This is a genomic window from Bacillus sp. FSL W8-0920 (genome assembly GCF_038593215.1).
In the GTDB taxonomy this organism is placed as follows: Bacteria; Bacillota; Bacilli; order Bacillales; family Bacillaceae; genus Bacillus; species Bacillus pumilus.
This window is the reverse complement of the sequence record NZ_CP151974.1, coordinates 790,341-816,120: the sequence shown is the minus strand read 5'-3', so window position 1 is coordinate 816,120 and position 25,780 is coordinate 790,341. Positions and strand designations below refer to the sequence as shown.

Annotated in this window: 22 protein-coding genes and 1 pseudogene; 9 read left to right on the top strand and 14 right to left on the bottom strand. The window is 42.9% G+C overall.

The features are described 5' to 3' along the window. Positions 1–107: 107 nt before the first annotated feature. The 3 genes from NSS78_RS03880 to NSS78_RS03870 form a co-directional block, all read right to left on the bottom strand. Positions 108–494, bottom strand: a complete 387-nt coding sequence (locus tag NSS78_RS03880) for a DUF1992 domain-containing protein (RefSeq protein ID WP_212046542.1) — start codon at positions 492–494, stop codon at positions 108–110. A 131-nt stretch (positions 495–625) separates the two neighbouring features. After that, positions 626–2,350: a methyl-accepting chemotaxis protein gene (locus NSS78_RS03875; RefSeq protein ID WP_106033230.1), complete on the bottom strand. Its 1,725-nt coding sequence runs from the start codon at positions 2,348–2,350 to the stop codon at positions 626–628. A gap of 31 nt (positions 2,351–2,381) precedes the next feature. Continuing rightward, entirely contained in the window at positions 2,382–4,040 is a 1,659-nt protein-coding gene (locus tag NSS78_RS03870) for a pyridoxal-dependent decarboxylase (RefSeq protein ID WP_106036319.1), read from the bottom strand. Between the two features lie 579 nt (positions 4,041–4,619). Here NSS78_RS03870 and NSS78_RS03865 point away from each other — a divergent pair. Together NSS78_RS03865 and NSS78_RS03860 are read left to right on the top strand one after the other, a co-directional pair. After that, complete coding sequence (locus NSS78_RS03865; RefSeq protein ID WP_050944801.1) at positions 4,620–6,602, top strand: LTA synthase family protein; 1,983 nt, start codon at positions 4,620–4,622, stop codon at positions 6,600–6,602. Positions 6,603–6,701: 99 nt separating this feature from the next. Further along, a complete protein-coding gene (locus NSS78_RS03860) occupies positions 6,702–7,289 on the top strand; it encodes a YjgB family protein (protein ID WP_212046543.1) in 588 nt (195 codons plus the stop codon). Positions 7,290–7,334: 45 nt separating this feature from the next. Here the strand turns inward: NSS78_RS03860 and NSS78_RS03855 are convergent, their stop codons facing one another. Next, positions 7,335–7,838: a DoxX family protein gene (locus NSS78_RS03855; RefSeq protein WP_003214123.1), complete on the bottom strand. Its 504-nt coding sequence runs from the start codon at positions 7,836–7,838 to the stop codon at positions 7,335–7,337. A 194-nt stretch (positions 7,839–8,032) separates the two neighbouring features. Between NSS78_RS03855 and NSS78_RS03850 the strand changes: the two genes are divergently transcribed. After that, complete coding sequence (locus NSS78_RS03850) at positions 8,033–8,791, top strand: DUF817 domain-containing protein (RefSeq protein WP_212046544.1); 759 nt, start codon at positions 8,033–8,035, stop codon at positions 8,789–8,791. An 18-nt stretch (positions 8,792–8,809) separates the two neighbouring features. Here the strand turns inward: NSS78_RS03850 and nagE are convergent, their stop codons facing one another. Then, positions 8,810–10,174 (bottom strand): N-acetylglucosamine-specific PTS transporter subunit IIBC, encoded by a 1,365-nt coding sequence (nagE, locus tag NSS78_RS03845; RefSeq protein ID WP_050944804.1) that lies wholly within the window; start codon positions 10,172–10,174, stop codon positions 8,810–8,812. A 187-nt stretch (positions 10,175–10,361) separates the two neighbouring features. On the opposite strand from nagE, the gene map reads away from it, so the two are divergent. The 3 genes from map (at position 10,362) to NSS78_RS03830 (ending at position 11,669) form a co-directional block, all read left to right on the top strand. Further along, entirely contained in the window at positions 10,362–11,111 is a 750-nt protein-coding gene (gene map, locus NSS78_RS03840; RefSeq protein ID WP_003213886.1) for a type I methionyl aminopeptidase, read from the top strand. Between the two features lie 124 nt (positions 11,112–11,235). Next, positions 11,236–11,397: a hypothetical protein gene (locus NSS78_RS03835; RefSeq protein WP_003214360.1), complete on the top strand. Its 162-nt coding sequence runs from the start codon at positions 11,236–11,238 to the stop codon at positions 11,395–11,397. Positions 11,398–11,531: 134 nt separating this feature from the next. Further along, the gene (locus NSS78_RS03830) at positions 11,532–11,669 is read left to right on the top strand and encodes a YflJ family protein (protein WP_003214303.1); all 138 of its coding nucleotides are present in this window, start codon (positions 11,532–11,534) and stop codon (positions 11,667–11,669) included. Positions 11,670–11,711: 42 nt separating this feature from the next. Here the strand turns inward: NSS78_RS03830 and NSS78_RS03825 are convergent, their stop codons facing one another. Continuing rightward, positions 11,712–12,362, bottom strand: coding sequence for an MOSC domain-containing protein (locus tag NSS78_RS03825; protein ID WP_003214182.1), 651 nt, complete (start codon positions 12,360–12,362; stop codon positions 11,712–11,714). Positions 12,363–12,484: 122 nt separating this feature from the next. Between NSS78_RS03825 and NSS78_RS03820 the strand changes: the two genes are divergently transcribed. Then, positions 12,485–12,757, top strand: coding sequence for an acylphosphatase (locus tag NSS78_RS03820; RefSeq protein WP_050944813.1), 273 nt, complete (start codon positions 12,485–12,487; stop codon positions 12,755–12,757). Between the two features lie 28 nt (positions 12,758–12,785). Here NSS78_RS03820 and NSS78_RS03815 read toward each other — a convergent pair whose 3' ends face one another. Further along, entirely contained in the window at positions 12,786–13,892 is a 1,107-nt protein-coding gene (locus tag NSS78_RS03815; RefSeq protein WP_212046545.1) for a nitric oxide synthase oxygenase, read from the bottom strand. 104 nt (positions 13,893–13,996) lie between these two features. After that, positions 13,997–14,554, bottom strand: a complete 558-nt coding sequence (locus NSS78_RS03810) for a PadR family transcriptional regulator (protein WP_212046546.1) — start codon at positions 14,552–14,554, stop codon at positions 13,997–13,999. Positions 14,555–14,666: 112 nt separating this feature from the next. On the opposite strand from NSS78_RS03810, the gene NSS78_RS03805 reads away from it, so the two are divergent. Further along, on the top strand, positions 14,667–15,152 hold the full coding sequence (locus NSS78_RS03805) for a phenolic acid decarboxylase (RefSeq protein ID WP_342468301.1): 486 nt from the start codon (positions 14,667–14,669) through the stop codon (positions 15,150–15,152). Between the two features lie 72 nt (positions 15,153–15,224). Here the strand turns inward: NSS78_RS03805 and NSS78_RS03800 are convergent, their stop codons facing one another. The 6 genes from NSS78_RS03800 to NSS78_RS03775 form a co-directional block, all read right to left on the bottom strand. Continuing rightward, positions 15,225–16,856 carry a M14 family metallocarboxypeptidase gene (locus NSS78_RS03800; RefSeq protein WP_342468300.1) on the bottom strand — a complete coding sequence of 544 codons (1,632 nt, stop codon included), beginning with the start codon at positions 16,854–16,856 and terminating at the stop codon, positions 15,225–15,227. A 179-nt stretch (positions 16,857–17,035) separates the two neighbouring features. Beyond that, positions 17,036–18,334 carry a citrate:proton symporter gene (locus NSS78_RS03795; protein WP_212046548.1) on the bottom strand — a complete coding sequence of 433 codons (1,299 nt, stop codon included), beginning with the start codon at positions 18,332–18,334 and terminating at the stop codon, positions 17,036–17,038. Positions 18,335–18,525: 191 nt separating this feature from the next. Next, the gene (locus tag NSS78_RS03790) at positions 18,526–19,506 is read right to left on the bottom strand and encodes a tripartite tricarboxylate transporter substrate-binding protein (protein ID WP_212046549.1); all 981 of its coding nucleotides are present in this window, start codon (positions 19,504–19,506) and stop codon (positions 18,526–18,528) included. 3 nt (positions 19,507–19,509) lie between these two features. Then, positions 19,510–20,208 (bottom strand): response regulator, encoded by a 699-nt coding sequence (locus NSS78_RS03785; protein WP_034620234.1) that lies wholly within the window; start codon positions 20,206–20,208, stop codon positions 19,510–19,512. A 3-nt stretch (positions 20,209–20,211) separates the two neighbouring features. Then, positions 20,212–21,807: a sensor histidine kinase gene (locus tag NSS78_RS03780; protein ID WP_342468373.1), complete on the bottom strand. Its 1,596-nt coding sequence runs from the start codon at positions 21,805–21,807 to the stop codon at positions 20,212–20,214. 139 nt (positions 21,808–21,946) lie between these two features. Then, on the bottom strand, positions 21,947–24,421 hold the full coding sequence (locus tag NSS78_RS03775; protein ID WP_342468299.1) for an exosporium glycoprotein BclB-related protein: 2,475 nt from the start codon (positions 24,419–24,421) through the stop codon (positions 21,947–21,949). A gap of 295 nt (positions 24,422–24,716) precedes the next feature. Between NSS78_RS03775 and NSS78_RS03770 the strand changes: the two are divergent. After that, positions 24,717–25,645: pseudogene (locus NSS78_RS03770) on the top strand (DDE-type integrase/transposase/recombinase); the annotation flags it as partial. Positions 25,646–25,780 lie beyond the last annotated feature (135 nt).

Here is a 25,780-nt window from a genome sequence, read left to right as displayed (position 1 = left end):
CATGTTTGATTCTTATTTTATATTTGTATATACATGTAGTCAATAACAAAATGTAGCGCTTTCATAAAAAAAGCCCCCTCAATGTGCTCAGGAGAGGCTGCGTGTCATCATCTTTTTTTATGCTCCGCTAATTTTTCGTAGACCCTGTTTTTATAAAAGGAGGAGGCTGGACGAGCAAAAGTTTGGCGCTTAGATGTGAGTTCATCCAGTCGTTTTTGTTTTTCTTCACTTATGAGAGAAAGCTTTTTTCTTTCCTCTCCGTCTATACTGGAGTGAAGTAGGTCTTTGACGGTCATGAGTTCTTTTTTCAGTGCTGTTTCTTCCCCAGCAAAGCCAGCATTTTTCATCATCCGGTAGCCCATTCTTAGTTCTTCAGGCACATGAGCAGCGTCATCTTTAGGTAGAGGTTTGCCAAAGCCAGATAATCCTTCAAAAGCCCCGTTATCCATCGCTTTTTTGATCCGTTCTTCTGATAATCTCTGCGCAAAATCCATGGCGTTCTCCTTTCGTCTGAAACGATTTGATTAAGCATAGCAAAAAAGCTGACTCTCTCACAAGAGTCAGCATCAGCTACGCTGAACATAAGACAAAGGGCTAAAATCAAGATCATTTTAGCACTTTCTCGTTATTTATTGTCGATTTTGAAAGTAGAAACCATATGTGCTAAGTCCTCTGACATATCAGAGAGCTGTTCAATCGCACTTGAAATTTGCTGCATGCCAGCACTTTGCTGTTCTGTTGCTGCCGCTACTTCTTGAGAGCTAGCCGCGTGTTCTTCCGATACAACAGAAATTTGCTCAATCGATGTAGAAATCGTTTGATATGCTCGTTCTACTTGCTTAATAGAAGCAAGCAAATTGTTCGTTCTTGTTGCAAATTGAGACACACCGTCGTAAATCAAAGCGAAATTTTGTGACGTGCCTTCCATTTGTACGCGTCCCTCTTCCACTGCTTTACTGCTTTCCTCTACGCTTTCAAGAACGCGCTGACTGTTTTCCTGTGTGCCGATGACGAGGTCTGAAACAGTTTTAGCCGCATCCGCTGATTGCTCAGCTAACTTGCGCACCTCATCTGCCACAACAGCAAAGCCTTTTCCTTCTTCTCCAACACGTGCCGCTTCAATTGAAGCATTCAGTGCAAGCAGATTCGTCTGGGCCGATATGTCTGTAATAATTGAGATGACACTTTCAATCTCCGTTGAATGAGATTGTAATTCTTCTGCTGCATGCTTTGAGTTGGTCATCTTATCATGTAGCATATTCAGATGATCAAGCACATGGTTCACTAATGTTTGACCAGATTCTGACTGCTCTTGTACGTCAGATGAAACAGATTTCATTTCATCGACTTCTTTTGTGACGCCTTCGATTTGAGTATCGATCTCTGCAACGGATGTCGTACAATCCGTAATATTTGCGACAGAATCATTGATTCCTTCACTCATATTCGTCATAGCTTCTGATACTTGCTGCGCACTTTGACTTGATTCGGTCGTCACTGTACGAAGCTGTGAAGACATTTTTGACACTTCACTAGATGAGTGTGAGATTTTCGAAATGAGCTCTTTGATCCGCCCCTGCATCTTTTGGAAGGATGCGGCAAGCTGGCCGATCTCGTCTTTACTTTCAACCTCTACCATACCAGTTAAATCACCGTCAGCAATTCGGTTTGCTGATTCCATCAAGGAACGTGCTGGTTTCGCAATTCTTCTTCCCATAAAGAATGAGAAGAGTAATCCACCGATGAGCACAATAGCAGATGCCACTGTGATATAGATCATCAGCTTCTGCGTTGTTTGAGGCACGACAGACGCATCTAAATCAATGCCTAAAATCCCTGTCAGTTCACCGCCTGAATCCTTGATTGGCAAAAAGACTGATTTATGTGTACCAAATGAATCTTTATAAATATCACTTTTGACCATTTTATCTTCAGAGAGCGCTTGTTTCATCTCATCTGAAAAGGCATAATCTTGATCAAAGTCATTTTCTTCACCGGTTAATATAATAATTCTTTCTTTGCCGCCTTTATTAGATAGCACGTATAAGTTCTCAAGCGTATGATCTTTTTGAAGCTCTGTGAATTTCTTTTTGACCTCCACATAAAGAGGGTCATCTTTCCCGCTAATACCAAGGACGTTCCCATCCAGATTATCGATCTCTTTCTTCGCTGTATCAACATCTGTTGTTAATCGATAATCAAATTGCTTTAATAACTGGGATGATAAATCCTGGCTGACTAGATAAAATGTTAGAACGAATAGTGCAACGGTTGCGAGTAATGTTACGACAACGACTGACATGATTTTAGAGGATATGGTGTATCCTCCAAATTTCCTTTGTTTCGCCATTTTTTCCTACATCTCCACTCTCAGATTTGATTTAAGCATGTACATGTTCAAATTGTCCACAAACAGATGCGATCACATCTTTTAAATAAGATACGATATGTGGGATATGCTCTGGTAACGTATAAGGTGAGATGACAAAAAACTTACTAACGCTTAGATAGAATTCTTGTCCTTCTTTTGCATTTACAAGTAAAAACTTCGTTGTATCACCAAAGAACATCTCGTCTCTTTTTTCTCCAAGCTTTTCAAACAGCATTTTGTTCAATTCATTGTTCCGCTCAATTTCCATTGCCGTCGCTTCGCCTGAAATTTCTTCTTGAAAGCGCGGTGAGCCGTCTAGGTAAATTCTAAATAATGTAGCCATTCCGACATTGTCATCATTTACGACTTCTGCTTGCGGAATTTCTTGACTGAGTGCTTCTCTGAAGGCAAGGTTCACCTCTAAGAATTGACCGAGCAAGCGCTGGTAGCCTTCAACTCCAAACGTTAACAGCACACTCAGCATACTGATCGAGCTTCCCATTCTTGAGCATTCCAGCGTATAACCTGTATGGTATTCGCCGTAGCCTCTATGACCAACGTATGGTGTCTCTTGTTCTTCCAGATCTAAACGCTTTAGGTCTGCCGCGTTTTTCACTAAGAATAAACTAGATGTGTAAGGTGTTTGGCCGAGCTTTTGAAAGTCAAAGCACATCGTGTCAGCAAGAGAAAGATGCTGGAATTTCGCTTTGATTTCTTTTAGCATACGAAGAACACCGTCTGAGAATTGCAGCGGGTTTTCAGCTAGATCATACTCATTAAAGAAAGCAAAGAATCCGCCGAGCGCTGAATCCGCATGAATATGCGGCACCTTTAGACCATACTCCTCAGCAATGGCTTCCGCTGTTTCACGTACCCCTTTTACATCATCAATTGCAATGGCATCTGTTGTTCCGGTTGTTGCGACAATATAAACGGGAATTCCGCCATTTTGTGCAACACGTTCCATTTGACAACGCAAATCTTCCATATCCATCGAATGATCTTTATTCGTTTTAATTCTGATCAAGTTGTCTGTGCCAAGTCCTGTTGCTTCCATTGACTTAAATAAGCTGTAATGTGCCGCATCAGAACAAAACGCATAAAGGTTTTGTGGAACACCTTTTCGCAGTGACTCCGGCGCAGCTTTTGCAATCGCTAAACGCAGTCCTGAGAAAATGGCTCCTTGACCTCCCCATGTTGTATATCCCCCGCTCACACTTGGATCATATCCGATGAGCTTAGACATCATTGAGACCACTCTGACCTCAGCTTCCGCTCCTGCTGGTCCGTAAACATCCCATAGGTTGTTTCCATTTACCAGCATCGCCGTCAGCATGCCTAGAATTCCTGGTGTACTTGCCATCGGCAAAATGTTCGTGAAGAAATACTTTGTGTGATAAGGATGGTTATGTAAAAGCTTCAGTAATTCTTCATTCACAAGTTCCGCTTGTTGGCCGTTCACCGGAATTTGACTTGTTTCAGTGAGCTTTTGGTAAAAATCCTCCTCGCGATTCTTTTCACCCTTTAGGTGTGCACGGTTCGGATCTTTCAGGTGATCGACTCCTGAAACAATCTGCTCCATCAATTTGATGAGTTCTTTACGCTCTGCTGCATTTCCGTCCTCACTCGGAAACCAGTTCTGAACGAGGTTGTTTGCTCGTACAGTCATATACTATCAATCCTTTCAATGGAAGATTTCCTGTCAAAGTCTATATCGACCCCATTTCAAAAGTTTATAGTCTCGAAATGTTCACTTAAGTATATTTAGATAATTTGTTCATTCATCAAAATAAATAAAACCCTTACAAAACACATTAAAACCATTATGTTGATGAAACAAAAAAATATATCGATATATCTTATATCAGGAAATTTCATCCATGCCCTTTCTCCATTCTTCTTCTCATTTTTTTTACTTAACCTGCATAAACATTAAGAAACACTGGAAATACACTCTAAATCATCATTGTAGAAACCAAATTAATTCTTTAGACTCGTGCCTTTTTACCTGTTTTATTGATATAGCAACTGGAAAACGGCTGAATTTTCTGTTAATAATAGGATGAATTTCATAAAAAGTTTTTCGAAGAGCGAATATTTTCGTTTTCCACCCTTTTATTGCGCGGACGAGCTGCTAGACACTCTTCGCCGGTTATCACTTTTCTATTTGATCATTTCATGGTATATTCTAATGGTTCGTTTTCTTTCGTTCCGCCTCTTCCGTGTATCGGAGAAAAGGAGTGTTTTTATGAAAACATTTATTCAAAAACGAGGCCTCGGCTTCTTTGTTATTGCAGTCATTTTACTGTGGCTCAAAACGTATTCAGCGTATTTAATTGAATTTAAACTTGGTATATCAAATGTGCTTCAGCATATTTTGCTTTTCGTGAATCCTATTAGCTCCAGCTTGTTCTTTCTTGGCTTTGCTTTATTGTTCAAGAAAAAATGGCAGCCTGCCGCTATCATTGTGATTCATTTTTTCATGTCTTTTTTACTATACGCAAACATCGTGTACTATCGATTCTTCAATGACTTTATCACGCTGCCTACCGTGATGCAGGCAGGAACGAATGGCGGACAATTAGGTGATAGTGCATTTTCACTCATGCGTTGGACTGATATGTTTTACTTTATGGATACCATCATTTTGATCGTACTCGCAGTCCGCATGAAAAAGAAGCAGCAAACAAGTACAGCTACTGTACCTGTTCAAAAGTCAAAATCGTTTAGACTCGTCCTTGTGTCCTCTGTTGTCATCTTTGTGATGAATTTAGTCGCTGCAGAGATTGATCGTCCAGAGCTTTTATCAAGATCATTTGACCGCAATTATTTAGTGAAATATTTAGGTGCTTATAACTTTACTGTGTTTGATGCCATTCAAAATGTGAAATCAAACAGCCAGCGCGCTCTGGCAAATTCAAATGACGTGACAGATGTAGAGAACTATTTAAAAGCGAACAGCGCTGATCCTAACCCGGCTTATTACGGGAAAGCGAAAGGCATGAACGTGATTACGATTTCTCTTGAATCTCTGCAAAACTTTGTCATTGATTACAAAGTAAACGGAAAAGAAGTAACGCCATTCCTTAATTCATTGGCACACAACAACAAAACGTTTTACTTTGATAACTTCTTCCATCAAACAGGACAAGGAAAGACGTCTGATGCTGAATTTATGATGGATACTGGGCTCTTCCCATTATCCCAAGGCTCTGTTTTTATTAACAAAGCGCAAAACACGTATCAAGCACTTCCTGGCATTTTGAAGAAGGATCAATACACGTCAGCAGAGTTCCACGGCAATACAAAAACCTTCTGGAACCGTAATGAAATGTTTAAGTCGTTTGGATATGACAGATTTTACGATTCTGAGTATTACGATATGAACGAGCAAGATACGAAGAACTATGGGCTGAAAGACAAACCATTCTTCAAAGAATCTATGCCAATGCTTGAAAACTTGAAGCAGCCGTTTTATTCGAAATTTATTACGTTATCGAACCATTTCCCATTTGGAATGGATGAAGGGGATACCGATTTTGAACCTGGTGACTTCGGAGACTCTGTCGTCAATAACTATTTCCAATCGGCTCATTATTTAGATGAAGCGATTGAACAGTTCTTCAACGACCTGAAAAAGTCTGGACTCTATGACAATACAGTCGTCATTATGTACGGAGACCATTACGGCATTTCTGAAAACCACAATGAAGCGATGGAAAAAGTGACAGGACAAAAAATCGGAGATTATGAAAATGCGCAACTCATGCGCGTACCGCTCTTTATTCATGTACCAGGCGTAAAAGGCGGACAGATTCATAAATACTCTGGTGAAGTCGATGTCGCACCAACCCTTCTGCACCTGCTTGGTGATGATACGAAGAACTATTTAATGTCTGGTTCTGATATCTTATCGAAAAATTTCAAGGAGCTAGTGCCATTTAGAAATGGTGACTTCGTCTCTAAGGATTACACAAAAGTAGGCAATAACTATTACAGCAACAAAACAGGCGAGAAAATCGAGCCGACTGATAAGGCATCACAAGAAAATGAAACGGTGAAAAAGATGCTTGAGACATCTGATAAGATCGTCACCGAAGATTTACTCCGTTTCTACAAGCCTAAAGGCTTTACACCGATTGACCGCAATCAATATGACTATACAAAGAAAGTACAGGATGAAGAAGATTCCTCTTCCGCCAAAGATAAATCCGGCACTTCATCAAAATAACTTTCTCATTTTAAGAACCAGCCGATCCATGATCAGCTGGTTCTTTTTACGTTTGACCCCTATTGCACCGGGTATAGAAAGAAGAAGGAGGGATTTATGATGAAAAAAACAACCGCTTTTGTCATGACTGCTTCACTCGCTACGTCCTGCCTCATTGGATTCAGTCCTGCAGTCTCAGCACACGCCATGACCAAAACAGCAGTCGAACAATCCATTCCTCAAGGTCCGAAAACCGCACTAAACAACATTTATGAGCTGGCACATAAAGGACAAATGCCGTATTATGCAAAAGGTCTTAAAATTGGAGTTCAAACAAAGATGGATGTCCATCATAAACTAGGAAATCCATATCCAGAAACAGGTCAAAGCAGCTTTGATTTGTATCATGCTGAAATGGGGAATCCGGGATTTGCTTTTCATTATGATGCAAAAGGCAAAATTGACGAAATCCGTTATTTCGGTACAAATGTAGAAAAAGAAACGAATATCGGCGGAATGACCCCTTCCCTATTAAAGAAACAACTTGGACAAGCCAATTCGGTCAGCACCATTCCACAGACAAAAGAGAAAAAATACGTGTATCGTACTGGAGATTATGTGCTGGAATTTATCGCCGGCCATGACCCAGATATAAATCAGCAGAAGCTCACCGTCCTGCATATTAATCTGGTGAAAGCTGATTCCTAAATAAAAAAAGCATCCTGAGCAGAAGCTGAGGATGCTTTTTCTTTATTATGAAGCCACTTCTAAATGCGGCTTTCTTTTCATAGTTCGTTTCAAAACGGGACCTGCGACATAATCAAGTCCAAATTTGCCTGCATTTCCTTTCGCAGCCATGATGACGATGGCAATGAGCAGAAGAAGCGGGTTGACAGAGACGGTACCAGCTAGTAAGAAAGAGACATTCATCATGCTTCCGAAAAAGGCTGCAGTTGTTGTGAATAATCCAACAATTAATCCTAGACCTACTAAAATTTCTCCCCACATGACCATGGCACTGAATAGTCCAGCATTCGGCAAAGCGACATTTTCTAAAAACCATACATAGAACGGATACACAAGGTTTCCATCTTTGACAACAGGTTCAGCTATCGCAAATTGTAAATATCCTGATGCATCGAATCCGCCTGTTAGTTTTCCTATACCAGATGTGAGCCAAGTCCAACCGATATAAAGTCTTGCTGCCAAAAGGATAACCGCTGCCCATACATTCGTTTGTAAGAATTTCGTAAACATGATGATGCCTCCCTTTAATTTATGTGAATTTCTTCACATTTTCTTTATGATCTTATTATACTATGTTAAAACTAATTTGTGATCTTTTTCACATACGTATTCACAAATTGTTCATGAATATCTAGTTGAGGTAACTTTTCCCTTGCTAAATCCGTCTTAGTCATTTCAGACAATGAAAAGAGGTTTCATTTTGTATGAAAACATTATTCCAGTTTGCTTACTTACAGGCGATGTCGTGTCTATTCCCCGTCATGATCTTTGCAGCGCTTGCCCTATCAAAGATAGTGTCGATTCCTTTTCTACACCGGTATGATTTCATTCTACTGCTTTGCCTTCTTGCCCAGATACTCATGCTGACGCTTCGGCTGGAGACATTGAATGAATTGAAGGTGATCTGTCTATTTCACATAATAGGTATTGGCTTAGAATTGTATAAAGTTCATATGGGTTCTTGGTCCTATCCTGAAGAGGCTTATATGAAGGTATTTGGGGTTCCGCTCTATAGCGGGTTTATGTATGCGAGTGTAGCAAGCTATATTTATCAGGCACTGTCCCGGCTTCACGTGCAGGTCAGTTCATGGCCCCATCCGTTTCTTTCAATTGGGATTAGCTTGTGTATTTATCTCAATTTTTTTACGCATCACTGGCTCTATGATGTCAGGTGGTGGCTGACATTACTGCTTGTTGTCGTATTTCGAAAAACGTCCGTCTCGTTTCAGGTTGGCTCTTCTACCTTCCGAATGCCGCTTGTCGTCTCTTTCTTGCTGATTGGTTTCTTTATTTGGATTGCCGAAAATGTCACCACCTTTTTAGGGGCATGGCAATATCCAAATCAACAGCACGCTTGGTCTCTCGTCCATCTTGGGAAAATCAGTTCTTGGTTTTTACTTGTTGTGATCAGTATTGTGCTCGTCATCGAACAGCGCAAACAAAAAAACGTTCAGCCGATTTGACCTGGCTGAACGCTTTTTTTAATCTCGATCGACTTCCTTGCGAAGATCATCTGCGACAAATTCTACATTCGTTCCAATGATGATTTGTACGGAGGTTTTCCCTGAAGTCAATACACCTTTGGCACCTGCTTTTTTCAATGTGCCTTCATTTAATAAATGTGTATCTTCTACTGTTAAACGCAGGCGGGTGGCACAATGATCAATGGCGGTGATATTGTCTTTGCCGCCAAGTCCCTCTAAAAGTATACTCGCACCTGCCGTCTTCGTATCATCGGCTGCAATATCTTCAATGTCCTCATCTTCTCTACCCGGTGTTTTGAGCTTTAACAGTTTAATGAGGAAATAGAAAACGACAAAGTACACAATGCCATAAAGCACCCCAACCCCAAGCAGCATGAGTGGTTTTTGTGCAATGCCAAAGCTTAAAACGTAATCAATCGCTCCTGCTGAAAAAGCGAAGCCGCTATGAATCCCGAGAATGTTCACAATAAAGAGCGAAAGACCCGTTAGTACAGCATGGACACCATATAGGAGTGGAGATAAAAACATAAATGAAAATTCAATTGGTTCAGTGATCCCTGTAATAAATGACGTAAGCGCCATCCCAATCATCAGGCCAGCCGTTGCTTTTCGCTTTTCAGGCTTTGCGGTCACAATCATGGCTAAACATGCCGCTGGCAGACCGAACATCATCACTGGGAAGAAACCAGTCATAAAGACACCCGCGCTTGGATCTCCTTTAAAGAATCGCGCTAGATCTCCTGTTGCCCCGCTGAATTCCCCGAATTGAAACCAAAATAAGTTATTCAGCACATGATGAAGCCCTAATGGAATGAGCAAGCGGTTAAAGAAACCAAACAGCCCTGCACCCGTTGCACCAAGACTTAAAATCCATTCTCCTAAACCATTGATCCCGCTTTGAATCGGAGGCCATACAAATCCGAAAACGGCTGCTAATAAAATGGTGAAAAGTGCGGTCATAATCGGCACAAGCCGTCTTCCGCTAAAGAAACCTAAGTATTCGGGCAGCTTCGTATCCTTGAAGCGATTGTACACATAACCTGCCAATAGCCCGCATAAAATACCGCCCAATACCCCCATATTGTTCGTTGAATTAATCGACGTTGTACCAGCTGATAAAATAAAATAAGAGATTGCACCTGATAATGCCGCTGCCCCGTTACCATCCTTTGCAATGCCGATCGCTATCCCCATTGCAAAAATTAAAGCCAAGTTTGCAAAAATGGCATTTCCAGCCGCATGAATAAACGGGATATCGAATACATCCTCCCGCCCAATAGCCAAAATAATCCCTGCTGCTGGAAGTACAGCGATTGGAAGCATAAAAGATTTGCCTAGCTTTTGAAAAAACTGAAACACCATTTGCCTTCTCCCCCTTTGTCATCATCATGACTAAACGTCCATGATGCTCATAAAAAATATATCATATGCACGTCTAGTTATCTATACCAATTTGTCCACATTCATTTGAATTCCGCTCTTTACTCTTTTTGCGTAAAATGTGGTAAGCTATTGAATAGAATGAAGTTATAGAAAGCGGGAATGAACAGTGATTGTCAAACATGATCATGAGTTAGAAGCCTTAAAAAAAGTCGGCCGAATTGTCGCTTTGGCAAGAGAAGAAATGAAAAGCCAAGCGAAACCAGGCATGTCTACAAAAGAACTAGATTTGATTGGGAAAAAAATATTAGAAGAACATGGGGCGAATTCAGCACCCGAAAAGGAATATGACTTCCCTGGGACGACTTGTATCAGCGTGAACGATGAAGTTGCTCACGGTATTCCAAGTGAAAAAACCATTTTACAAGAGGGCGACCTCATCAATATTGATATCTCAGCAGAGCTGGACGGCTATTATTCCGATACCGGTATTTCATTCGTATTAGGTACAGGTGATGCTCGTCTTGAAGCATTATGCCAGTGTGCAGAGGATGCATTCCTTGAAGGATTAAAGCATGCAAAAGCCGGTAAAAGACAAAACCAAATTGGCCGTGCGGTCTACAATACAGCAAAAGAACAAGGATTTACTGTCATTAAAAACCTGACAGGACATGGTATTGGGAAAAATCTGCATGAAGCACCTAACCATATTTTGAACTATTATGATCCATTCGATAATGCTTTGTTTAAGAATGGCACCGTGATCGCCTTCGAACCTTTTATATCAACAAATGCTGAATCGATTTATCAAGCTGATGACGGCTGGACCTTTAAAACACCAGACAAAAGCCTTGTCGCACAGATTGAACATACCATTGTCATCACAAAAGACGAACCGATTATATTAACGAAGCTATAAGCCAGCTGATCCCCTTCTTCATTGGAGGGGATCCTTTTCGTTTCCCTTTCACGAATCTGTCACGACTAAACAAAAATGCCTGTGGTAAAATAGGCAAAGATATGCGAAAGGGGTCTTATTTGATATGTGGTTCATCATCATCGGCGTTATCTTTTTGATTGAAAGTATTATCTTAACGGTTGTAGGTATTAAGAAAAAACAATCCATGATGACTTATCTTGGTATTGTCATCATGATTATGACGGTTGGCATGATCATCGTTACCCTCAACCCGCCAAATTCATAAATGATTATTTCCAGCATATACATGGATCATAGGAAGATAGAATCAGTTTTCATTTATTCATACCTGCACACTTTTCACGTCCTTTTTTGAGATGTTACAATGCAGGCAGTTTCAATTGAAAGGAGTTTTCTATCATGCATTATGGTAGCAAAGGCTGGTATGTCGAAGAATTAAAGAAGCTTGGTGTGACCAAGCATGAAGGAAGAAAGCTTCAAAGCTTAAAAACATATTTCCTTGCAAATCTTCTTGAGCAAAAGAAACCTAGCTCATAAGCGCTTAAAAGCCGTACATCTTATGCTAATGTACGGCTTTTTTTAAATGGGCTGAATTCGTTTTTCTAAAGACTTTCTCACGACATCTGCTAAGGCATCTACTTCAAGAACGGCTTTTAGCCTCTCTGGACTTGTTTGACGATATTTGACCTCGTTCACTTCATGGACTGTAATGTGATGAGGTGCTTTTTCTACTAATACAAGAGAAGCATCAGCAGGCACTAAGCCTTCTTTCAGCACCCGTAAATAAAAGCCGGTATACCCCGTTTGCTGTACTTCCTTTACAAGCTTCATGTTGCCATGCTTAAAAGATAGTTTCACACACGGCTGTCTTGGCTGGCTCACTTCAACAAGTGCTTCTCCAAGCTGAAATACATCGCCAATCCGCACTTCTGTTTCAACTAGTTGGTGCACGGTCACATTCTCACCGAAGGCAGCTTCCTGTAACGGAACCCCTAAAAACTGCTCAAAATAAGCATAATGATCGTATGGAAAGACGCAGACGGCTTTATCATATCCTCCATGATGAACCAAATCACCTTGACCATCTCCCTCAAAATTGACCTTACTCAAATAGACAGGCTCATGAATTCGCTTTTTGTTGATGGCTGTTTTGATTTCTTTTCCGTTTGCATAGGTCGTGATGGGTTGTCCTACTTGAATTCCTACTATGTCGTATCTCTTCTGTCCCACGATGACCATCTCCTTTGATTGTCTCATGGCTATTATTTTACATCGTTAGACAATGAAATCATAGTCGATGCGTGAAGGTCAGTTAGATGCTATGGTACGATGAGAAAAAAGGAGAGATGACATTGATTCATTATCATGCCATTGTCACAGGACGGGTGCAGGGAGTCGGTTTTCGCTATTTTGTACAAGGAGAAGCCGTCAATCGCGGGATGAAAGGCTGGGTACGCAACACAGATGAAGGGCATGTCGAGTTAAAGGTAGAGGGTGAGCAGCAGGAAGTGCTTGATTTCTTAAAGACTGTCCGGAAAGGAAGCCCTTTTTCAAAGGTCACAGATATGCAGATGGAGCCGCTCACTGAGTTCGCTCATTATCAGGATTTTCGCATCAAGGGATGAAGTTTTCATAAAAAAAACCTAGCTTTCGCTAGGCTTTTTCTGTTCCATGATAGGGCTTTTCCTGATAAAAATAATTCGGCTTCACAATGGTATTGTCGTAATGCTTGTGGAAGATGTGGGTAGCAGCTGGTGATACCGGTGGAATCAGCCAAGTCCAGTCCCCAGTCAGCTTACGGTCAGCCTTTTCTTCCTGCTTTTCGAACTGTTTGAATTGATGTGCTGCTGTATGGTGATCAACAATGGTCACCCCTGCTTCTCTGTAAGAATGAAGAACCGCCACATTCAACTCAACAATGGCTTTGTCCTTCCAAAGCGACGCATTCTTTGTTGTGTCCAGTCCTAAAATCGAAGCGACTTTTTTCAGCATATTGTAGCGATTTTCATCGGCTAGATTACGTGCGCCAATTTCTGTGCCCATATACCAGCCATTGAACGGCGCTGCATTGTAATGAATACCACCAATCTCCAATTTCATATCAGCAATAATCGGAACGGCGTACCATTTCAGTCCTAAATCACGAAATCCTTCATATTCAGGATGGGTAATCTCGACTTCTTGGATGATTTCTTTCGGAAGCTCATACAAAACTGGCCGTTGATCCTTTAGCTGAAACATGAGAGGCAGGATATCAAAATGCGTGCCTTCCCCCTTCCAGCCATGGGCTTCACACAACTTTGTTAATTCAAGAGAAGCCTCGTCGCCGATGTTGCCGTACTCCGTCTCATAGCCTGCATAACGAACGAGCTGATGATTATAAATGACGACTTCCTTTTGCGCATGATTTTCTGGAGGAAAGATCGTAATGGATGGTTTGATTTTCCCATCATTGGTCGCATACTCAATATGATGAAAGAGTGCCTCTTTCACCTCTTTTTCTGTCTTCACATGACGGCAGTCGTGAACATGCAGGGTTGACCAAAATAAACGGCCAATGCAGCGGTTGCTGTTGCGCCACGCCATTTTCGCTCCATGCGCCAATTCCTCTTGTGTGTGAGTATACGTCCCTTTAGAGTTAATTTCTTGTTTTATTTCATGCAGACGTGCTGCTTTCTCTTCATTTGACTTGCCCAATTCTTCATAGCATACAGAAATAAAAGCTTCTGCTTCATTCCACAACGCTTCTTGATTACTCAAACATACTCGCCTCACTTTAATACGAATATATCCATTGTAGCGGTTTCTATTTATAAATTCACTAGTTTCAAACCATTTTTTATCATATCATCCGACCATTGTCCTTAGAGCGAGGATGAATCAATCCGTTTAAGGGTTTGCTCGAGCCAGCGGACATAGCCTTTTTCTCTTTCAATTGCCCTTGTCAGCACTAAGTAATGCCCAAATTGCGCTGAATGAAGCGATTCAGCCCCAGGATCTTCCTCTGTTAACGCATGCAGCTTCTGCTTTAGCATGTCGACTTTCTTCGTGCGCTCTAGCAGTTGATGTGTAAACAGATCAGCTGCTTCTTTTTTGTCCATGGAGGAGATGAAAAATGTTTTGAGCATGAATTCATCCTTTGTTGTTTCTGGGATCGGGTCTTTTGTCCTTAACCACTGATGCAATGCTGCTTGCCCTGCCTCTGTAATTTGATAAACCTTCTTCTCCAGCTTCTTTCCTTGTATACGAACATCAAATTCAATAAACCCTTCTTCTGTGAGCCGTTTTAGCTCAGGGTAAATTTGGCTATGCTTCGCGCTCCAAAACTGTCCAAGGGAATCCTTAAAATGTTTGGTGATATCGTATCCAGTCAGCTCACACTGATTTAGTAAACCAAGAATGGCATATTTCAAAACTCTCATGATGTGCCTCCAACGCTTATTCTTTGACAATAGTATACCACAGACTTTAAAATAAACATGTAAATCACGACATGTTTGAAACAACATCATTCTAATGAAAGAAGGAATCAACATGGATCAATTCGTTGGACTTCATATGATTTATACGTATGAAAATGGCTGGGAATATGAGATTTACATTAAAAACGATCACACCATTGATTACCGCATTCATAGCGGAATGGTTGGAGGCCGCTGGGTCCGTGATCAAGAAGTGAATATTGTGAAGCTAACAAAAGGCGTTTACAAAGTTTCTTGGACAGAGCCAACTGGGACAGACGTCTCTCTGAACTTTATGCCTGAAGAAAAGCGCAAGCATGGCGTCATCTTCTTCCCAAAATGGGTGCATGAACGTCCAGATATCACAGTTTGCTATCAAAATGACTACATCGATCTCATGAAAGAATCTCGTGAAAAGTACGAAACATATCCGAAATATGTTGTTCCAGAATTTGCGGACATTACGTATATCCATCATGCAGGTGTAAATGACGAAACCATTATCGCCGAAGCACCATATGAAGGCTTGACTGATGAAATAAGAGCAGGACGAAAATAAAAAAGCAGCACGCACTGTGCCGCTTCTAGATTGTAGACAAAGGGCTAAAATGATGTTGATTTTAGCCCTTTTTTATTTAATGCCCAACGTCCTTTTAGATAGCAAGAACCGGTACACTGGCAGTTCATCGCCTACTTTTGAAGCAATAAATCCAGATGACATGTAGCTGTCTTTTGATTCTGGCTCAAGGGCAAGTGACAACAAATTCGTTTGCGGCTGCGCCGTGAAATATACCTTTGTCCCTTTTGGCAGCTGACGTTTCTTTTGGGTGAGTTCTGTTTCAAGCTGAATATCTGTTTTGCTTTTTTCATCTCGTTTTGTTACTTGATAGGCTTGTACCGGTACTTTTACACTGGCAGGCAATGTGACACTTTTTAACCCTAAGGTTTGAAGCTTCCGTTCTACCCCTTCATGTCCAGGTAAAACAAGATAAGCTGTCGGTCGCTCTCTCGACATGACAGGAGTAGCATCGCTCGCACTGTGAAAGCGTACAGGGACATTGATGGTCTGTCCTTTTTCAATATCTACCATTTCAAGCGAATCATCCACCGGCGCTTTGAAATCATCTTGAATGACCACTTGATCGTCATCATTCGATTGGAGACCTTTTTTCACCAGCTTCAAACGCTCCGTCACCATTTGCTGCTTCACCTGCTTTGCATGTTTCACCGTTGTTTCAATGATTTTTTCATGTGTGGTGACTTGTGCTGCGACGCGGCGGGTAAAGTCCTCTCTCCCAATGCCAATCCCTCTGCTTTCTACAAGAAAGGATAGTGCTGGGGAGAGTGCCAGAGCATTTCGACCAATTCGTGCATCCGTTCCGCCTTCATAGAGATCGATCTTTCCATCAATTCCTCTTGTGCTTGTATAATATAAATCATTTGAAAATCCTTGATTTGTTAGCGTTTCACGGACGCCGCTCACGTATAATTCATTTGACGTGAGCCGGATGCTTTCTGGAATATTCAAGTTCTTCCCTGATAAGATCAGTAAATCGTGATATTTGAGGGTTCCCGCTGAGCCGATATCTTCAAACTGCTTTTGACCCACATCGTATTCATGGGCATCAATAACTACCTCTGGCGCATACCGATTAAATTCTTGATGCAAGGCTGTCAGCTCTGGAGATTCTAATGTCATATGATCACGGTTTCCATCCATTCCGTTTGCAAGCCTGCGGTCAAACGCATAAGCACCATCAGGATTGATTCTCGGGACAATGATGATATTGACATGATTGAGTATACGCTCTCCTTCTTCACCAGCTAATCGTTTTGCGATGACGAGAGCCGATTCACCGGAGGCTGGTTCATTTCCGTGTATTTGTGCTTGAAGCCAGATCGTTGGCTTTTTTGAAAGTGGAGAAATATGACGATCCTTTGTAAAGTAGAGGGCTGGAATGGACCGTCCTTCAATGGATGTTCCAATCTGCTTCTGCGTAGCGTAAGGACTTTTGCGGACAATATCACGTAAGAATTGTTGAAGCTCTTCTTGTGTGGTGAAGGCTTCTCCTTTTTTCTGAAATGCGGGGGTATCGAACGTCTCGTCAGGCTCAGGGTATAGCTTCTTCACTGAGTCTGGTTGTTTATAACTTTTTCCATAATAAGGGGTATCTGCATGAGCTGAAGCTGGGCTCACCATCGACAAACTTCCTGCTATGAGACATACAGCAGCAAAAAGAATCGTGCCTTTTCGGTTGGACATGCTATCCTCTCCCTTCGTTGATTTGCATTATAAAGAAAAAAACAGTAAAAGTGTCAGTATTTTTCAAAAATATATCTTTTGGAGGAACAAGAGTGTTTTTGTATAGGGCAAATGAATTGAGCCTGCTCGGCAATATGACCTAAAAAAAGTGCCTGCTCACGTAGCAGACACTCTTTTATTTACCAAATGGAGATGGCCCCAATGAGTACCGACATGACCGTCATGGCGACAACTGCAAGCACAGCCCATTTCATGCCAAACTTCTGATGCTGATCCAGTGATACTCCAACAAGTCCAACAAGTAAATGAGTGGATGGAACAAGTGGGCTTAACATATGAATCGGCTGGCCAATAATAGAGGCTCTCGCGATTTCAATTTTATCAACACCGTATGCTGCCGCTGTTTCTGATAGGATCGGCAGGACCCCATAAAAGTATGCATCATTCGGCATAAAGAACGTAAAGATTCCGCTCGTTAACGCCACAATGACTGGAATGAAGCCGCCAAGCTGCTCTGGAATGGCAGATACAATCGAAATTGCCATTTCATCGACCATTTTTGTGCCTGTTAAGATGCCTGTAAAAACCCCTGCCGCAAATATCATGGAAGCAATCGCTAAAACGTTGGTTGAATGAGCCGCAATCCGCTCACGCTGCTGTTCAAGGTTCGGATAGTTCACGATAATTGCCACACAGAAAGCAAGAACAAATAGGACCGTTAAGCTGACTTTTCCAGAGACAAGAAGGAGCACCAATAACAACGTAAGCGTCAGGTTAAACCACCAAAGTTTCGGCCGCTTGATGTCATCCTGTAGTGCCGCTGCCATTTCATTTGCATGAATCGGCCGTTCGAGCTCAATGACACCAAGACGTTTTCTTTCAGACTTCCCAAGAAAGTACGCCACCACAATCATGCTCAAAACCCCTGCACCAATGACTGGAATCATCGGACCAAATAAAAGTGATGGATCAACGCCAAGTGCACTCGCCGCTCTAGGTGTGGCTCCTCCCCATGGAATTGTATTCATAATCCCCATGCCAACTCCGGCAATTCCCGCTAAAATAATCGGACGGATGCCAAGCAGCGTAAATAACGGAAGCATCGCTGTTGTTGTAATCATGTACGTTGTGGTTCCGTCACCATCAAGTGCAACAAGCATAGTCAGGACAGCTGTTCCGACGACAATTTTTAATGGATCGCCTTTGACGATTTTTAAAATTTTCGCCACCATCGGATCAAATAAACCTGCATCAATCATAATGCCAAAGTACAAAATCGCAAACATGATCATGACCGCTGTCGGTGCGACTTGCTGCACACCTTTGACAATCATGTCTGAAATTTCAGTAAAATGAAAACCTGCAATAAGAGCAAATGCAATTGGTGTTAACACCAATGCCGTTAAAACAGACATACGTTTCGTCATAATCAAAACCATAAATACAACCATCATAAGAAATCCTAAGATTGCTAACACTTTGTTCACCCCTTATGTTGTATACGCTTTCATTAAATGTTGGTATCCCATTTCCAACCCTTTCTGTCATGATATCTGACGCCTGAATTGAAGTAAATATTATGAATTTTAATTCTTTTTCGGTCGATAAATGCTTTTTGTTCATTTTGTTCAAACCTTGGTTTTGATGGATTCCATGAAAAAAAGCGGTCTCACTCGACCGCTTGTTCTCCTTGAATAAACTGCTCATATCGCCTTAATTGCTCTTCCATAAAGATCTTTGCCTCTTTGCTGTTCATATAACGACTTGTCCAGCCCTTTTGCTTTAATTGCTTTTTCCAGGAATTCGTTTGTGTCATTTTTTGAAGAAGCTGATCCCATTCACGAATCTCGTGCTGATTCATTTGCTTGGGTCCCATGACACCACGCCAATGAGAAAAGATGAGCGGGATGCCTTGCTCTTTCCAAGTAGGCACATCTTCAAATCCCGCTAAACGCTGATTGGTTGTGGTCGCTATGAGTTTTAGCTTCTTCTTTTCATAATCATGACGAACCTCTGTAATCGTTGTTGTTGCTGCATCCACCTCATGGTCAATGAGCGCCTGAAATAAATCATCTGCACTGTCAAATTTCAAAAATTGAATACGGTATGGATCAATTCCTGCCATTTCTGCCGCTCGTGCGAATGAGATTTGATCATCATTTCCAAAGTCTGGGGCAAATCCAATTTTTAAGGAATCCGGTTTCTTCTTTAGTGTGCTTAATAGCTCCTTCCCATTTGAAAAGGGAGAATCCACTGGGACTGCGACGACCTGCCACTCTTCCGCAAGAATCGCAAGTGGCGTGACATCATTCATTGTCATGTTACTGCTGCCAAGCAAATTACGGCTTAACAATAAGCTTGAATTTAAACTAATATAGTTGGTATCTCGCTCCAGCATATATGTCCATCCTTTATCCACCGTTCCGCCTCTTTGATAAAGGATATTCACCGGCCGCTTCACCAGCTTTTCCTTCTCGAGCACTGATTTCATCACTTGAGCTGTTTGGTCAAATCCGCCGTCAGGGACACCAGACACCACGATATATAATGGGCTGTGCTGCAGGAAAGAGTCACCTCCCTTTTTTTCATTAAAGGTGAGCGGCATACAAAGACATATTATGATCACGACAAGGCATATTGCTTTTTTCATCTTTTAAGACTCCGCTTGCTTTTTGGCAGGATAATATTTTCGCTCTGGTCTGCCAATGATTCCGTACGCAAGCTCTGCCCGGCATTCTCCTGTTGTCACGAGATACTCAACATACCGTCTCGCTGTTGTACGTGATGCCCCCATCTTTTCTCCTAGTTCTTCTGCTGTAATTCCACTATTCTCTGATGCCATCAATGTTTTCACCTTGTCCAAAGTCAGCGAATTGATGCCTGTAGGCAGGTCTCTGTCATCCTGTTCCTTTGGCTCTTCCTGCATCTGTCCAAAAAACAAATCAATCATCGTTTGATTGACTTCATCCTTGGAATTGATGATGTCTTTCTTCTCTTTATATTCAGTTAATACTTGCGCAAACTTTTGTGCGGTCACTGGTTTGATTAAATAATGAACCACTCCGTATTGAAGGGCATCTCTTAAAAGTGTCGTTTCCGTAGCCGCTGTGATAATAATCACATCTATTTCTGGATAGCGTTCTCTTAAAAGCGGCAACAGGTTTGTGCCGAGCTCATCGGGCATATACACATCAAGCAAGATGAGGTCGACTTGTTCCTTTTGAAGCGCCTCCCACATATCCTTTGCACTCTTTGCCTTTCCGGCGACTTGAAATCCTTCTATTTGTTGTATATAAGATGCATGAATGGCTGCGATTCGAAAATCATCCTCCGCAATGAGTACCTTCATCACCATTTATTCCCCCTTTGTGCCTTTCGGTATGTATGCAGTGAAGATGGCACCGCCTTCTTTTTGGTTCGTTATTTCAATCCAGCCCCCAAGTTCGTCCAATACTTCTTTGACATTGGCGAGTCCATAGCCTCGTCCTTCTCCCTTTGATGAATGTCCTCTTGTGAAAAGTTGTGAAATGGCTCCTTCATTGACACCATCCCCTGAATCAGACACCTCTATGATAATATCAAATCCAATATCTGTGATGAACAAGCTTACTTCTCTTTTCTCCTTATTCAATACAGCCTCAAACGCATTGTCTACGAGATTGCCGATGATGGTAATAAAGTGAGATAGACTTAAATGTGCTGGGAGCGGCTCCAATGAACTATTTTCATCGATGTGGAAATGTACCTTTTTCTCAGAGGCTTTCCCTAGCTTGCCAAGTAGGATGGCTTGTATTTTAGGAGATCGAATTTGCTTCATCAGTAAATCATGCTGACGGTTTTGCAGCGTATATTCTTCCTTTATTAAGTCAATGGCTTCATCCACTTGCTTCAGCTCAAGCAAACCTAAAATGGCGTACAGCTTATTTGAGAATTCGTGTGTTTGCGCTCTCAGGTCTTCTGAATATTGGCTGACCTCTGTTAATGTATCCAGCAGCTTCGTCAGCTCTGTTTTCTCCCTGAAGCTCACAATCCCTCCAAAGACACGGTTGTCCTGCACCACTTTTTTCACATTTAAGACATAGGTTTTATCATTGACGACGGTTTCGATGTTCGGTTCAATTGCCTCTTCCTTTAAATAGACAAGGAGATTGGCTTTTGGCAAGACTTGATCAATATGAAGCGGCAGCTCGGATGAAACGAGCAGCATGTGTTCAGCAGATGTATTCATCATCGTAATCGCGCCTTTGCGGTCAAATGCAATAATCCCTTCTTTTATCGCAAGCAGCATCGCTTCTCTTTCTCGAAATAATGTAGCAATTTCATGCGGTTCAAGACCTAATGTATCTTTACGAATACTTCTTGTTAAAAAGATCGCTCCGAATATACCAGGCAAGAGCACAAGAAGAGCAATATAGCTAAGCTTGAATAGTTGATGGGCTGTCGCTTGATCGATTTCCTTTTTTAAAAATTCGACGGTGACTGTGCCAATAATTTCTTCATGCTTGCCTGTTTCTTTCATAATCGGGGCACTGCCTCTGACAACGGTTTCACCATTAGAATCACCCGATGATATGGAGGTTCCCCCAAAAAGCAGGGTACTTCTTCCTCTAAATACACTGATGGTTTTTCCTACATTCTCATGGTTCGTATGAAAAAGGATCTTCCCTTTTTGATTGGTAATGAAGATGGCATGTGCTCTAACTTGATCCTTCATTTGCTCAAGTACTACCTGTTCTTCATTTTTCGATGCAGATGTGGCCACCGATGTTTTAATGGGCGGCATATATGAGATTGTTCTAGCGGTTTGCACCGCCAGCTGTTCTGCTTGCCGCTGCCTTTCTGAGGTCTGCAAAAAACCAAAACAAATGGTCAATAACGCAATGACAACAAGCAAAAGCCCGATAATTAATCCCAAAATTTTCGTTTGTAAAGTGACTTTCCTTTTGCCCATCCTCACCGCCACAACCCCTAATCCAACTAAATTCATCGAATAAACTCTAAGAAAATCATATCATTTTTTCTTGCGAAGTTAAGAGAAAATTCATTCAAACAAAAAAGGGACGACTCAAATTGAGTCATCCCTGTTTCAATTACGTGATGGATAAGCCTGCACTCGCATAGCCTGCTACGGTATTCACTAAGGAAAGACCAGTAGCTGTTGCCGAGAAGACAACAAGCAATCTTGTTTGCGCTGTGACTGGTACGTTCAAACCAGTAGCAATGCCGTTTGAAATAGCACCTATCGTTAAAATACCGGTTAACGCTGGAGCCAATGTGACACTCGCTACTTGCGTGAAACTGTTATCTGGTGTCGGTGAAGCGAATAAGCTAGCTGTCACTGTAATACTCGTGCCGACTAAAGCCAATGCTGCCGTGGTACTAAAGTATCCGGCAAATGAAGTAATAGTACCGTCCCTTGGTACAGAGAATGCCATATTTAAAAGAGTACCTGCTGCACCTGTTAAGTCGATGATACCACCTAATATGCTAACGCCTGTTGCAGAGCTACCAAAGCCAACCAAACTAGATGTCCCGACTAGACCTCCTGCAATCGTTGTTAAAGCGACAGGTAAACCTGATGCAAACGGAATAATTGCACTCGATCCAGTAGCACCTGTTGCACCTGTGGCACCTGTGGCTCCCGTTACTCCGGTCGCTCCGGTATCTCCTGTTACACCTGTGGCCCCGGTCAATCCTGTGGCTCCCGTTACTCCCGTGGCTCCTGTTACTCCCGTGGCTCCTGTTACTCCGGTTGCTCCGGTATCTCCTGTTACACCTGTGGCCCCGGTCAATCCTGTAGCTCCCGTTACTCCGGTCGCTCCGGTATCTCCTGTTACACCTGTGGCCCCGGTCAATCCTGTGGCTCCAGTGACACCTGTTGCACCTGTTACTCCGGTTGCTCCGGTATCTCCTGTTACACCTGTGGCCCCGGTCAATCCTGTAGCTCCCGTTACTCCCGTGGCTCCTGTTACTCCCGTGGCTCCTGTTACTCCGGTTGCTCCGGTATCTCCTGTTACACCTGTGGCGCCGGTCAATCCTGTAGCTCCCGTTACTCCGGTCGCTCCGGTATCTCCTGTTACACCTGTGGCGCCGGTATCTCCTGTTACACCTGTGGCGCCGGTCAATCCTGTAGCTCCCGTTACTCCGGTCGCTCCGGTATCTCCTGTTACACCTGTGGCCCCGGTCAATCCTGTGGCTCCAGTGACACCTGTTGCACCTGTTACTCCGGTTGCTCCGGTATCTCCTGTTACACCCGTGGCGCCGGTCAATCCTGTAGCTCCCGTTACTCCGGTCGCTCCGGTATCTCCTGTTACACCTGTGGCGCCGGTCAATCCTGTAGCTCCCGTTACTCCGGTCGCTCCGGTCAATCCTGTGGCTCCAGTGACACCTGTTGCACCTGTTACTCCGGTTGCTCCGGTATCTCCTGTTACACCCGTGGCGCCGGTCAATCCTGTAGCTCCCGTTACTCCGGTCGCTCCGGTATCTCCTGTTACTCCGGTCGCTCCGGTGACGCCAGTCGCCCCAGTATCCCCTGTTGCTCCCGTTACTCCGGTCGCTCCAGTGACGCCGGTCGCCCCAGTATCTCCTGTTGCTCCCGTTACTCCGGTTGCTCCCGTATCTCCTGTGGCGCCGGTTGCTCCTGTTCCTGTAGCACCGGTTGCTCCCGTGGCTCCTGTTACTCCGGTTGCTCCCGTATCTCCTGTGGCGCCGGTTGCTCCTGTTCCTGTAGCACCGGTTGCTCCGGTCGCTCCCGTGGCTCCTGTTACTCCGGTTGCTCCCGTATCTCCTGTGGCGCCGGTTGCTCCTGTTCCTGTAGCACCGGTTGCTCCGGTCGCTCCCGTGGCTCCTGTTACTCCGGTTGCTCCCGTATCTCCTGTGGCGCCGGTTGCTCCTGTTCCTGTAGCACCGGTTGCTCCGGTCGCTCCCGTGGCTCCTGTTACTCCGGTTGCTCCCGTATCTCCTGTGGCGCCGGTTGCTCCTGTTCCTGTAGCACCGGTTGCTCCGGTCGCTCCCGTGGCTCCTGTTACTCCGGTCGCTCCCGTATCTCCTGTGGCGCCAGTCGCTCCTGTTCCTGTGGCTCCTGTAGCACCGGTTGCACCAGTTTCACCAGCTGCTGCTAACAAGGTATAATCTGGCGACGTACCTGGCGTACCTGTTGGTGGTGCTGTATTCACGATATACGTCCCACCTTCGAATGTCACCACTTGACCTACTGGATAGGTTGGGGCTACCGCTGGATCAAATGCCACGATACCCGTTAAGCCTACACCCGTGGCTCCAGTCGGGCCTGCTGGGCCTGCTGGACCTGCTGGACCCGCTGGACCAACTGCACCCGCCGGACCTGCTGGGCCTCTCCTTCCTCTCCCGCCTGGCGGACCTTGAATGACACAAACACAAGGATCTTTTCCGCAGCAAGGATTTTTCACTGGTTTTCCTGACTTTCCTTTCTTACAGCTATCACATTCCCATCCATCATCCTTATACGCATCATACCAGCTTCCTTTTTGGTAATGGCCTTTAGAATGAGAGGGATAGGTTTTTCCGCATTGTCTACATCTTTTCATAGAATCACCCCCATCCATCGTATTCAAGTATCTAGAAAATGGTGTTTGTACAATTTAAGTAAGCTACAAAATTTCAAAAACTTATTGCATATCACAAAGTGCACTTAATTCCTTTATTTTTCAGAATACCACTCAAGCTTATGCCCACCCTATATTTTCCATGATAGTACATCCCCTTAGTTCTCATCCAAATAACCAAGGGATTTTTCAACATTATTCTAAGGAGTGCACTTTAAGGGAAGTCTAAAAATTTGGAGGCGCTTTTCTTTCAGCTAAATTCACAAGGGGAGACAAAATCAAAGCGGTAAAACGCTACTTAAGTGGTTGAGAGAGTTTGTTTGGGATCACACATCATATTGGAGTGCACAAAAGGATACTTCACTATTGAAAACAGCTAAAATATTTGATTTGCCTTCTTCTTCAACGCTTTGGAATTGGCAACACGTAACGGAAACACAAGGAACAGACGCCCTCAAACCAAAGAAAAAGGGGCGTCCTCTATGAAAAAGAAAATAGGAAAGCAAGCACCAACTAAAGGATCAATGGAAGCTTACAGGCAGAGGTAGAACATTTGCACATGGTGAATGAGTATTTAAAAAAGTTGAATGCCTTAGTTCAAAACAAGGAACAATCACCAAACGAGACAAAGTGCAAGTAGTCTATCATATAAGGCATAAGTATCCAGTGAAAGCATTACTTCAACTCGCAGGTATTCCGCACAGTACCTACTATTACTGGGTGAAGCATTCGAATCGTCCTGATCGAGATGTGCCAAGCTGAAAAGATGATTCAAACCGTTTATAAGGAGCATCAAGGCCGTTATGGATACCGCCTGGAACCTTCGATAAAATTGCACCTAACATTTTAACTAGTCACTTTCAAACTGAAAAGCGAATATGACAGAGTTCAAATTATTCGGGCAGAAGCTCTACCTTTCGCCCATATTAGATCTATTTAATGGTGAGATCATCACCTATACAATTGATTCAATACCCGTTTATTCCCTTGTCTTGACGATGCTTCATCAGGCATTCGACCGTTTGAAAGATGAGGAGAAGACCATTATGCATTCCGACCAAGGCGGGCATTATCAAATGAAGCATTATAGACATGCCCTAAAAAAACTGGGGATTACACAGAGTATGTCCCGAAAAGGCAACTGTTACGATAACGCAGTGATCGAAAATTTCTTTGGTATCTTTAAAGTCTGAATTTCTGTACCTAACTCATGCCTAGAAAGCTGTCTAATACGAACCCATGGTTAAATTTCGGGGGGCACTTCTTTATGGGCTATTTATGTATTTTTGAAACTTGTAACTCGAATTAGTCATATTGTAGTAGTTTGTCCTTCTGTGTCTA

What these genes read in the sequence shown, in the direction of transcription:
- nagE (WP_050944804.1), bottom strand. Translation starts at nt 10,174, where the DNA reads ATGGTGTTTCAGTTTTTTCAAAAGCTAGGCAAATCTTTTATGCTTCCA.
- NSS78_RS03870 (WP_106036319.1), bottom strand. Translation starts at nt 4,040, where the DNA reads ATGACTGTACGAGCAAACAACCTCGTTCAGAACTGGTTTCCGAGTGAG.
- NSS78_RS03775 (WP_342468299.1), bottom strand. Translation starts at nt 24,421, where the DNA reads ATGAAAAGATGTAGACAATGCGGAAAAACCTATCCCTCTCATTCTAAA.
- NSS78_RS03865 (WP_050944801.1), top strand. Translation starts at nt 4,620, where the DNA reads ATGAAAACATTTATTCAAAAACGAGGCCTCGGCTTCTTTGTTATTGCA.
- NSS78_RS03805 (WP_342468301.1), top strand. Translation starts at nt 14,667, where the DNA reads ATGGATCAATTCGTTGGACTTCATATGATTTATACGTATGAAAATGGC.
- NSS78_RS03830 (WP_003214303.1), top strand. Translation starts at nt 11,532, where the DNA reads ATGCATTATGGTAGCAAAGGCTGGTATGTCGAAGAATTAAAGAAGCTT.
- NSS78_RS03850 (WP_212046544.1), top strand. Translation starts at nt 8,033, where the DNA reads ATGAAAACATTATTCCAGTTTGCTTACTTACAGGCGATGTCGTGTCTA.
- NSS78_RS03810 (WP_212046546.1), bottom strand. Translation starts at nt 14,554, where the DNA reads ATGAGAGTTTTGAAATATGCCATTCTTGGTTTACTAAATCAGTGTGAG.
- NSS78_RS03855 (WP_003214123.1), bottom strand. Translation starts at nt 7,838, where the DNA reads ATGTTTACGAAATTCTTACAAACGAATGTATGGGCAGCGGTTATCCTT.
- NSS78_RS03835 (WP_003214360.1), top strand. Translation starts at nt 11,236, where the DNA reads ATGTGGTTCATCATCATCGGCGTTATCTTTTTGATTGAAAGTATTATC.
- NSS78_RS03780 (WP_342468373.1), bottom strand. Translation starts at nt 21,807, where the DNA reads ATGGGCAAAAGGAAAGTCACTTTACAAACGAAAATTTTGGGATTAATT.
- NSS78_RS03800 (WP_342468300.1), bottom strand. Translation starts at nt 16,856, where the DNA reads ATGTCCAACCGAAAAGGCACGATTCTTTTTGCTGCTGTATGTCTCATA.
- NSS78_RS03860 (WP_212046543.1), top strand. Translation starts at nt 6,702, where the DNA reads ATGAAAAAAACAACCGCTTTTGTCATGACTGCTTCACTCGCTACGTCC.
- NSS78_RS03880 (WP_212046542.1), bottom strand. Translation starts at nt 494, where the DNA reads ATGGATTTTGCGCAGAGATTATCAGAAGAACGGATCAAAAAAGCGATG.
- NSS78_RS03875 (WP_106033230.1), bottom strand. Translation starts at nt 2,350, where the DNA reads ATGGCGAAACAAAGGAAATTTGGAGGATACACCATATCCTCTAAAATC.
- NSS78_RS03790 (WP_212046549.1), bottom strand. Translation starts at nt 19,506, where the DNA reads ATGAAAAAAGCAATATGCCTTGTCGTGATCATAATATGTCTTTGTATG.